Here is a 9,738-nt window from a genome sequence, read left to right on the forward strand (position 1 = left end):
TTCAACCAACCGGGCCACCATCTCGACGGCGTCCTTCTTCAATTCCGCCGAGTACTTCTTCGATCGTGCTGCCATGAGGTTTCATCTTTCCCTGAGACGAGCCCTCCGGAAACACCGGGACGGATCAGAACGCGTTCGAACCTGATCCCAGGTGTAGGTGACTCAACGCCATTCTGTCCCAACTACTGTGGGTTCTCGTGGCCGAGATGTTCGAGGGTAAAATACGACCGCGTCGTGTGGTGCTGGCTGTGTCCCGACGCAGGCTTACCTTTCCCTGTATCTCAGCCTTCAGGAGACACGCCCTAGGTGCGGGTGCGGGCTTGGTCGCCATGCGGGCCGAACATGTGCAGAATTTCCACCGCCTGATCGTCGGCTGGTCCGAACCAGTGCGGCTCGCTAGTATCGAATTCTGCTATCTCGCCTGCATCCAAAGCCTGCTCACGTTCACCGACGATGAGCCGTAGATGGCCGGCGAGGACATATAGCCATTCATAGCCAGCGTGGGTGACCAATCGGGGTTCATGAGGTCCGATCACCTGTTTGAAGACTTGAACCCGGCCGGGGTAGTGGGTCAACGGGACAACAACGCTTCCGTTCGGACGCCGCCGTGGTGTGAGGTGAATTCGCGGATCCCCGGTCGCAGGCGCACCGATGAGCTGATCGAGCCCGACTCGATGTACCCGGGCTAGTGGAATGAGAACTTTCAGTGTTGGACTCCGTTTCCCAGATTCCAACCGCGAGAGCACACTCACCGAAAGTCCCGTCTCGGCGGCAACGCCCTCCAGCGTCATTTGTCGGTCGTGCCGTAACGCGCGCAGGCGCGGCCCGATGTCGGCGAGCGTCTGTTCCACTTCCGGGTCCATCTGATCATTTTGCAGGTTCTGCAAATTTGCTTCCGCAGTGCACCACTCGGCGGCGACGATCGCGTGGTAACAGCACGACGATCCCACCGTGGAGTCGTCAATAACGGAAGTGGGTTCATACCTTGGTTGAATTGACGGCGAACCGGTCGGACACGACTGACGACCATCGATGGCTGGTCCTCGCAGTGTGCTGCGCCAGCATCTTTATCGTGGGTCTGGACACCAGCATCGTCAACATTGCGCTGCCCTCGATCGGAACCGACCTCGATACCGATCTTCGTGGCCTTTCATGGGCGGTAGACGCATACACCCTTGTGATGGCCAGTCTTTTGATCTCGTCAGGAGCCATGGCCGACAGTTTCGGCCGTCGGCGCATTTTCCAACTGGGACTTCTCGTGTTCGCCGCGTCATCTGTGGTGTGCGCGGTGGCGCCAACCATCGAGGTCCTAATCGGTGCTCGGGCCGTCCAGGGGGTCGGCGCATCGATGCTGAGTCCGGTCGCGCTGGCGATCGTGGTCAACCTCATAACAGACCCCAAGCAACGTGCGTTCGCGATCGGGATCTGGGGATCCGTCTTCGGCCTCAGCATGGCAGTCGGCCCCGCCCTCGGAGGCGTGCTGGTCTCGGAGGTCGGCTGGAGATCGATCTTCTGGTTGAACCTGCCGATCATCGCCAGCGTCCTTTTACTCACAAGACTGTTTGTTCCCGAATCTCGGGCGCCACAACGGAAGAAACTGGATGTTCCAGGGCAACTTCTCCTGATCTTCATCATCGGCGGCGCAGTCGCACTGCTCATCGAAGGTCCTGCCGTGGGGTGGACGTCAGCTACTGCCATCGTCTTCTACGCGTGTGGAACTGCCACTGTCGCGGCATTCATTGCAATCGAGTTGCGGCGGCGAGCTCCCTTGATCGATCCGAAGTTGTTCCGCAACACATCCTTCAGTGCTGCTGCCATCGGTGCGGTGTCGATCTTCGTTGCACTCAATGTGACTCTGCTTCTGGGAACGCTGTACTTGCAGCAAGGTCGGTCGATGAGTCCGGTTGCCTCGGGACTTCTAGCGCTTCCGATGGCCGTGGGCGCCACCGTCTGTGCACCGTTGTCCGGCTATCTTGTCGGCCGCACGGGAGCGCGATTGCCGCTTGTCATCGCAAGCGGTTCCACCATTCTCGGCGGTGGTGTTTTCGCCCTGTCGAACAACCAGACAGCTGTTGGCGCCGTGATGTTTGCGTACCTGCTCATCGGCGCTGGGGTCGGCTTCGCGAACGCTCCGATCACCAATACGGCCGTCAGTGGCCTACCGTCTGCTCAGGCGGGTCTCGCGGGTGGGGTCACCTCCACTGCTCGCCAATTCGGGGCCGCAGTGGGTGTCGCCGTAGCCGGCAGCATTGTCGCAGGCGCACCGACGAAAGAACTTGTGCACGCATCTCTGCCCGGCTGGATATTGGTGATGTGCTGCGGCCTGGTGCTCATGTTGGTCGCGCAGGTTTCGACGTCGGTGCGAACCCCTCGTCGCGTCATCACTTAGCCTTCACTTAGCCTGAATGCACCGATCCGGTGACGGATGGTCGCGTGCCGTAGACACGAAATGCCCTGTAGTGGTGAAGAATAAGACTTCTCACAGAACAAATTCTGACCACTACGAAGGGCATCTCGCAGATGCAACTATTGATCCATCCCGGCATTTCCGGAGAGCTCACTGCGTGAGTGCCTCCTCCGGATCGAGGATCCGCAGCCGAGCGTAGTGGAGTTGCTCGGCGTGGTCGGGTGTGAGGTCATGGCAGTAGCTGTGGGGACGCTCGCGGTTGTAGAACGCGACCCACTGCGCGGTGGCCAACGACAATTCTGCGACGCCCGGGTAACGAGGACCGTTGTCGACGAGCTCGTTCTTGTAGTCCGCGTTCACCGATTCGGCGAGAGCATTATCGTAACTGTCGCCGACCGTTCCGATCGACGCGGCGATGCCCTCCTGCGCCAAACGGTGCCCGAAGGCGATCGCAGTATATTGGGCAAGTTCAACCGGTCGTTGCAACACCGGGCTCTGGTGACCGGTTTGATGATGAGGTCCTCGATGGGGCGGACCGGTCAATGTTGGGACAACAGTATGGCCGAAAGTTTCTTCGCTGCACTGAAGAACGAGTGCGTCTACCGCACCGTCTACGCCACGAAATCCCCAGCGCGACATGATGTCATCCGTTACATCGAGGGTTTCTACAATCCCCGACGGAGGCATTCAGCACTCGACTACCGCGCTCCGAACGATGTCCATTACAGTTACCGGCAGCACGTCAACGCGGCATGAATTTAACCATCTCCAGTGTCCGAAATCCCCGCGGCAGATCATACAACACGAAGGCAATCAGATCCGCCACCCCAAGTGCGCCCGCCGCCACCCGGTACCCGCCGACGCCCAGAATTATCAGGAATGATGCCTGGAGCGCCAGTCCTGTCCCGGCTCCCACGATTGCGTCGTACTTCACCACCCTCACACCCGCTGCAAAAGCGCGGTCGGCGTGAGCACCGACACGGCGGGTTTCGGCAGCCTCCATCAGGCTGGCCTTGACTGTGCGAACCGCACCGAGCGCCCGTTCCAAATCCGCTGTCATCGCCCCGACGTGGTCCTGGGTGGCACGAGTGGCGGTGTTGATCCGAGTCAAGGCGGGGACGACGACCACCGATGCCACTGCGAGCACGACGACGAGCGTCACAAATAGGATCCAGTCCAGGTAGATCATCAACGCGACCGCACCAACCACCGTCAAAACACTCGGCGCCGCCTCAAGTACGTTAGCGGTGAGCACCGAGCGCAGTAACGTGGTGTCCGAGCCCACCCTGGACAGCAGATCCCCTGCCCGGTGCTGGTCGTACTCAGCGACCCTCAGTCGGAGCAGTCGCATAATGAGGCGCTTACGAAGCGTAAGCACGACACGCTCACCAGTCCGCTCCAGGATGTACACCTGGAGCCCAGAGGCAAGGGCGCCCACCACCATCAACGTGGCGAGCACTGCGAACGGTACAACCAGCGAAGCGCCTTCGGCCACGTTGTTCAGCACCAACCGGGCGGCCATCGGCTGAGCGAGGGCACCTAATGACCCGACCACCCCGAACAGCATCCCAACCACGATGGCGGTTCGATATGGACGGGCCAGCCGTAGCAAGGCCCGTGCTCCGCCAGGGCGAGTATCGGCCACTGCAATAGTCCTTTCAAAGGTTAGGTACAAGTCTTGATGCGGGCAACTGTATCCGCGCCCACAAACACCAACTGGGTCATCCCTTGCACCCGGCCCCGGCGGACCGGTCTGCCACATGATCAACCTGGACCTCGATGCTTACCGACCCGATCGTGGTGAACCCCGGTGACCACGCGCTATTGCCTCACGAACTTTGTCGGTCATCCGAGTTCGGCGAGAAGGTATGTGCTGCAACCCGTCGGAGTGCTATCACCGCGACCTTCGCCGATTGCTGGTTGCTTCGTAACCGGCGGTGGTCAGTGCGTGGTGTAGGTGTCCGCTTCCTGCGAGAGCGATATCGATTCCGATATCGGCGTCTGCATTGCTTCGTTCGGTAGCGCGGCCTGTTGGGTAGGCCAGAAGAAGCAGACGGACCATGTGCCCACCGATGATCCGATGCTCGACAGTAGCTGCGAGTCCACAGATGTTGGCGAGCGCTCGATACGCCCGATCGTCCGCGGCGGAAGTCGAGATCAAGTGGCAGGTCGTCATCAGGGATGGGACCGATCGATAATCGCAGCACGAAGTTTCGCGGCCGCTTCATCGACGTCGCTCCCACGCCCGTAGCGTGTGAGATCCCACAGTGCGATCAGGGGATCGACGTATCGATCGGAGCTGCCGTCCCTGACGGCCGTTGCCCAGATGGTGTGATCACGCGGAACGATGGCGGTGACCGTTGCGTCTTCGCGTTGTGACCAGGTCTGCTGCCGTCAGATCAAGCAGTTCACTCAGGTAGACGACACTCGTGGCGGGTTTCCTCCATGGCGCGTAATGGTCCGCTGCCCCGTCACCCGATACGAGGACGCGGGCGTCCATCTCGTGGGCGTATCGAACAATGAGGTTGTCCTGTTCGACGGGATCTGAAGGGCCGTACCAGTAGGTTTCCACTCCCAGCGCTCCTGGGTACTCCTCGAGCCAGTTGTCGATGGCTGACGAGCGTCGAGAGCGAGGAATGATGAAACCCGACGGGTTCCTGGTCACCGACCGCTCGTGCAGAGGACCTTGTAGAGCGTACGATGTCGCTTGCCAGGGTGATGGGACCACCTGATTGCCAGAGGGTAGGGACCACCGTGGCGCGTTATTGAGGATGCTCGTTGTCGGTGTTCTCGTCAACTGTTCCGGGCCGGGTTCGTTGGCGGTAGGACGGCCCCTCGATGATGAGGGTGTGCGCCGCGGAGGTCAGTCGATCGATTGCTGATTGCGCGAGGAGGGTGTCGGCGGTCATCGTCAGCCACTCCGACGGCTCCCTATTCGAAGTCACTATCGTGGTCTTCTTGCGATGTCGTTCCACTATTAGCTCGTAGAAGTCGCTGGTCTCGGTGGCATCGAGCGGCCGCAACGCGAAGTCGTCGATGATCAGCACGTCGATCGCTGTGAGCCGGCGTATTTCTGCTTCGACGGTGTTGTCGAGGCGGGCCGCGCGCAAGCGGGTGAACAGTTTATCCGACCGCGCGAACAGAACACTGTGTCGTCGACGAATTGCCATGTGCCCCAATGCTGTTGCCAGATGAGTCTTTCCGACCCCAACCGGGCCCAGGACGATCGCAGACTGATGTGCATCGAGAAACCGCAGTGAGGTGAGATCGCCGAGCAATGTCCGGTCGTAGCGCAGATCATCGAGGCTGTTCCAGGAATCGAACGCCATCGCCGGGTCGAGTCCTGCTTTGGTAGCTCGCAGGGTCGCCGAGCGTGAGTCACGGCGGTTCACTTCGTCGGCGAGGAGCACTTCGAGGAATCCGATGTGGCTGAGTTTGTGTTGTCGGGCCAGGGCGGCGCGTTCGGGCAGGGTGTCGGCGAGCGCGCCGAGTTTGAGGGCTTTGAGTAATCGAACGAGGTCGGTGCCGACCGGTTCGGCGGTAGCGGTGGTGCGCGTGGTGGTCATGACTGGCCTTCCGGAGTGGTACCGATTCCGTCGACGACGGAAAGCGATGAGGTTGGTGTGGAACGGAATTCGGCAGGATCACGAGAGAACCGTGTCGATGTCTGCCCGACTGCTTTCGGTAAATCCGGGGTGGTGGATTCGGTGGCCCGTTCCAACATGGATGCAATCTTGGTGACCGAAACGACATCGAGATCGAGCGAAAGTGAGCAGGCTTGTTCGACGCGCTGGGCACCGTAACGTCGCACCAGTCCTTGGAGTCGGTAGACGCTGCGGATCCTCGTCCACGGCAGTGGGTCATCGAGGATGCGTTCGGCGTAGATGGCGATATTCGCCCCGTGCGCGGTGCACTTACCGATCAATGAGGTGACATCGCGCAGTGCGTAGTCGGACTTGCGCTCGGGGAGGTCGGCGCGGTCGGTACTGCGGCCGCCGGGGCGCTGACGGGGATGGATCTTCACCAGGGTGCCGCGGTGGTAGAACTTCACCAGTTCGGTGTCCGCGCGCACCGACAGGGTCGATCCGATCCATTGCTGCGGCAACGAATAGAGAGCTTTGGCGACTTCGGCGTGGAAGTCGCGGTGCACTTTGACGTCCTTGAAGATCGGCACGTCGTACACAGCCGGAACCGGCAGTAGTGCTGGCAGTTCGGAGTCCTCGAACACTTCCAGCGGCCGTGCGCAGGTGGTCCCGTGAATGCGCATCCCTGCCGTGTTGGAGCACCAACGAACCACTGCCTCTTGGGCTTCGGCGAGACTGGTGAATCGTTCACCGGCCCAGAAGTTTCCGCGGACGTATTGCACTGTGCGTTCGAGGCGGGGTTTGTCCTTCGGCGAGCGCACCCGTGCTGGGTCGGTTACAAACCCTACGTGGCTGCTGTAGTCGAGCCAACCATCACTCAGTCGTGGGGCGATCGGGTCAGCGGTGGTGACGACAGGTTTGAGGTTGTCCGGTATCAGGACTGCGAACACGCCGCCGAAGAATGTCCACGCTGCTTCGCAGCCGGCGATCACCGCCACCAAAGTTTGTGAGTACGTCAGCCACACGAACATGTGTCTGCTGTAGACCGCGGTGAAGATCAGAGCGTGCACTTTTCGGGCCCGCCCGCCCTCGGGGTCGGTGAGCATCCCCAGGTAGCCGAAGTCGATCTGGCATTCGATTCCGGGGTCGCCGTCGACGACGCGGACGGTGAGGTCCTTGCGGCGGAAACCGCAACGCTGCGTGGCGAATCGATGCAATGTCCGGTACGGCACCACGCACCCTTTACGGGTAAGGAGGACTTCGATCTTGGCGATGGTGAGCGGTTTCTGTTCACCGTCTCCTGCCACCCACTTGGTGATCTGCTGCTCATGAGAGAGCAACTCCTCCCATGCTGCCCCGTGACCGTGTGGGCGGTCGGGGCGAACAGTGTCGACGACGGCCGCGATCAATTCATCGTTCACTGCTGCGGAGGTATCGGTTTTCTGCAGTCCCGCAGATTGGGCTGCCTCGACGTAACGGCGGACGGTCTTGCGATCCACCCCGGAATGCTCGGCGATCTTGCGTAGCCCAGGGGCCGGCATCGCGGCCGTCCCGAGCCACAATCTCAGTACTTCTTTGATCTCGTTCACACTGATCTCCCGAAAAGCCATGCCGTCGACCTCCGTGACCTCGTTGAGCTATCACAGACGATCGAACGAGCAAACGACGAAACCACCGGCAAGGCGCGCCGGTGGTCCCATAACTGGCAATCCAGGTGGTCCCATCACCCTGGCAGAATCAGGTCAAACTGGTCCCATGCTCATGGCAGACGACAATCCTGACTCGAGCGGTCCGATGATCCCGTGTGTCCACCACACCGGGAACGGTCCCAGCGAAGTTGGTAGCAACAAACGGACGGCGGGTGCGCAAACGAAGTGTTCGACAGTGTCCAGACTGCGGTACGTCATGGCGTAGCCCTGCCGATGGAGACGTCGAACGAGCTCCCACCGGCTACTGGAAGGAGCTCCCTTAAATAGGGCGAACTCGCCAAAAGAGGGTCCGCCGCCCAAAATGGGGATCACCAAAGTATTTGACGCGCAAGGAACTACATTCTCTTAGTACAATCTGGACCGAAACCAGCGATCTGCGCTGATCATGTCGACCTGACGCACGGTGAGACCTAATTCGGTAGCACACCCCAGCGCGTCGACGCGGGTGATGGATTTACGAGGCAGACTCCAGTTCGTTTGCTGCGCATGATGTGTGAGAACGTCGATGACTTTCACCAGTTCAGGCTCATTGACATGAAGCGTTGTGCCATAGCGAAATCGTTGCTCGACTGTGAGATGGCGTAGAGAGCTCGCGAGGTCATCTACGTCGACTATCAACTGCAGCGCCTTTCCGTCATCGATGACTGCCCCCAGTCGAGTCACAATTTCTGTCAGTGTTGGCAGAAACCATCTGTCGCCGACCCCGTAGACGAGATGCGGTCGAATGACCAGACCGCCGCTGTCACGGACGCACTGCTCTGCGACGGCCCGTGTCCGACTAGCCACCGATTGCGGGCGGATGGGCGCTCCATCGACCGGTAGATCCCGAAACGGCGGCCCCTCCCCGTACACCGCTGCAGTACTGACATAGAGCAGCCGTTCGACGCCGACTTCTGATGCGATCGACGTGACGTTCCGCATGCCTTGCTCATTGACGCGAAAGCATTGTTGCTGATCGTTTTCTACGTAGGAAACGCAGCGGATAACGGTCGAGGCCTGGCTCATGGCCGCTCGCAGGGATCCGATGTCGTTGATCTCGCCAATCGCGGCGATCATCCCGGCGTCCTCGAGCTCTCTTGCCGCGCTGGCAGTACGAACAAGCCAATGACGTGGCCATGATCGCCGGAAGCGAATTGCCGCATGACAGCGGACCCGATGAAGCCACCGGCTCCGAGCACCAAGGTAGTCACAGCGTGTCGGTGCCGACGACGCTGGTTGGGTGGCTCTCGACGTATCGTTGAGAGCCACACCCCCATCGACGAGAGTTAGGTACCACATGCAGGAGCGCGCTGTTCTTACGCGCCAGGCCGCCATCTTGGGGGCTGCGAAGAGCTTCGAGAAGTTCGGCTATTCCGCCAGCCTGGGCACCATCCTGCAGCACGCCGGTGTGAGCAAAGGTGCGATGTATTTCCACTTCGCGTCCAAAGAAGAGCTCGCGCACGCGGTCATCGAAGCGCAACACGCCATGGCGATGGAAGGCACCCGACTCGTGGGCACTCAGTCTGACACCGCGGTCGAGATGCTGGTGCTTGTGTCCCAAGAGATGGCGCGGCAGCTCGTGACCGAGCCTATCGCGCGAGGCGGCATGCGCTTGACGATGGAAATCGGAAGTATGCAGGGTCCGATAGAAAAACCGTACTTGGACTGGATCGACGCCATCAAAGAGATTGCGCTGCAAGCAGCCGACGACGGCGACATCGTCAAGGGCACCGACATCGACGCGCTGGCCCGGTTCATCGTGGGCTCGTTCACCGGAGTGCAGATTCTCTCGGAGATGCTGACCGGCAGAGCCGATTTGTACGAGCGGTTGAACCAGATGTGGAACCTGGTGTTGCCGACGATTGTTCACAAGAGCACATTGGCTCACGTGATGAGATTGGCGGCGCTTCCACCCCATAAATCGGAGGCGGCGACCGCCTGACACAGTGGGACGTGAGCGAACCGTTCCCGGTTTGGTGGACACGGGATCATAGGCGAGATTTGCGTTGGCTCCCCCAGGGGGCAACGAAGTATGGCTCAGACCTCGATGTGGCTCTAC

10 protein-coding genes and 1 pseudogene are annotated in these 9,738 nt (G+C 60.4%); 3 read left to right on the top strand and 8 right to left on the bottom strand.

Annotation, left to right across the window (positions count from 1 at the left end):
* Window positions 1-302: 302 nt before the first annotated feature.
* Window positions 303-863 carry a helix-turn-helix domain-containing protein gene (locus tag QMK32_RS24775; protein ID WP_283478215.1) on the bottom strand — a complete coding sequence of 187 codons (561 nt, stop codon included), beginning with the start codon at window positions 861-863 and terminating at the stop codon, window positions 303-305.
* 185 nt (window positions 864-1,048) lie between these two features.
* On the opposite strand from QMK32_RS24775, the gene QMK32_RS24780 reads away from it, so the two are divergent.
* Window positions 1,049-2,389, top strand: coding sequence for a DHA2 family efflux MFS transporter permease subunit (locus QMK32_RS24780; RefSeq protein WP_283478225.1), 1,341 nt, complete (start codon window positions 1,049-1,051; stop codon window positions 2,387-2,389).
* Between the two features lie 168 nt (window positions 2,390-2,557).
* On the opposite strand, the gene QMK32_RS24785 is transcribed toward QMK32_RS24780, so the two are convergent.
* Window positions 2,558-2,896, bottom strand: coding sequence for an integrase core domain-containing protein (locus QMK32_RS24785; protein ID WP_283478216.1), 339 nt, complete (start codon window positions 2,894-2,896; stop codon window positions 2,558-2,560).
* Here QMK32_RS24785 and QMK32_RS24790 point away from each other — a divergent pair.
* Window positions 2,891-3,163, top strand: a pseudogene (locus tag QMK32_RS24790) (integrase core domain-containing protein); the annotation flags it as partial. The gene QMK32_RS24785 and the pseudogene QMK32_RS24790 sit on opposite strands and share 6 nt — an antisense overlap.
* Here the strand turns inward: QMK32_RS24790 and QMK32_RS24795 are convergent.
* The 6 genes from QMK32_RS24795 to QMK32_RS24820 all read right to left on the bottom strand — a co-directional run bounded on the left by QMK32_RS24795 (window position 3,150) and on the right by QMK32_RS24820 (window position 8,756).
* A complete protein-coding gene (locus tag QMK32_RS24795) occupies window positions 3,150-4,052 on the bottom strand; it encodes an ABC transporter ATP-binding protein (protein WP_283478217.1) in 903 nt (300 codons plus the stop codon). The pseudogene QMK32_RS24790 and the gene QMK32_RS24795 overlap by 14 nt on opposite strands.
* 249 nt (window positions 4,053-4,301) lie before the next feature.
* A complete protein-coding gene (locus QMK32_RS24800) occupies window positions 4,302-4,568 on the bottom strand; it encodes a hypothetical protein (RefSeq protein ID WP_283478218.1) in 267 nt (88 codons plus the stop codon).
* 174 nt (window positions 4,569-4,742) lie between these two features.
* Entirely contained in the window at window positions 4,743-5,072 is a 330-nt protein-coding gene (locus QMK32_RS24805; RefSeq protein WP_283478219.1) for a hypothetical protein, read from the bottom strand.
* Window positions 5,073-5,169: 97 nt separating this feature from the next.
* The gene (gene istB / locus QMK32_RS24810; protein ID WP_283478220.1) at window positions 5,170-5,973 is read right to left on the bottom strand and encodes an IS21-like element helper ATPase IstB; all 804 of its coding nucleotides are present in this window, start codon (window positions 5,971-5,973) and stop codon (window positions 5,170-5,172) included.
* On the bottom strand, window positions 5,970-7,601 hold the full coding sequence (gene istA / locus QMK32_RS24815; protein WP_283478221.1) for an IS21 family transposase: 1,632 nt from the start codon (window positions 7,599-7,601) through the stop codon (window positions 5,970-5,972). The genes istB and istA overlap by 4 nt, the downstream gene beginning before the upstream one ends.
* Window positions 7,602-8,045: 444 nt before the next feature.
* Window positions 8,046-8,756, bottom strand: coding sequence for an NAD-dependent epimerase/dehydratase family protein (locus tag QMK32_RS24820; RefSeq protein WP_283478223.1), 711 nt, complete (start codon window positions 8,754-8,756; stop codon window positions 8,046-8,048).
* A 220-nt stretch (window positions 8,757-8,976) separates the two neighbouring features.
* Between QMK32_RS24820 and QMK32_RS24825 the strand changes: the two genes are divergently transcribed.
* The gene (locus tag QMK32_RS24825) at window positions 8,977-9,621 is read left to right on the top strand and encodes a ScbR family autoregulator-binding transcription factor (RefSeq protein WP_283478224.1); all 645 of its coding nucleotides are present in this window, start codon (window positions 8,977-8,979) and stop codon (window positions 9,619-9,621) included.
* Window positions 9,622-9,738 lie beyond the last annotated feature (117 nt).

The organism is Rhodococcus sp. H29-C3, assembly GCF_030063405.1.
Classification (GTDB): Bacteria; Actinomycetota; Actinomycetes; order Mycobacteriales; family Mycobacteriaceae; genus Rhodococcoides.

Bases quoted from the DNA above. Each gene is read 5' to 3' on its own strand.
- QMK32_RS24825 (WP_283478224.1), top strand. From the start codon at position 8,977: ATGCAGGAGCGCGCTGTTCTTACGCGCCAGGCCGCCATCTTGGGGGCT.
- QMK32_RS24820 (WP_283478223.1), bottom strand. From the start codon at position 8,756: ATGATCGCCGCGATTGGCGAGATCAACGACATCGGATCCCTGCGAGCG.
- QMK32_RS24775 (WP_283478215.1), bottom strand. From the start codon at position 863: ATGGACCCGGAAGTGGAACAGACGCTCGCCGACATCGGGCCGCGCCTG.
- istA (WP_283478221.1), bottom strand. From the start codon at position 7,601: ATGGCTTTTCGGGAGATCAGTGTGAACGAGATCAAAGAAGTACTGAGA.
- istB (WP_283478220.1), bottom strand. From the start codon at position 5,973: ATGACCACCACGCGCACCACCGCTACCGCCGAACCGGTCGGCACCGAC.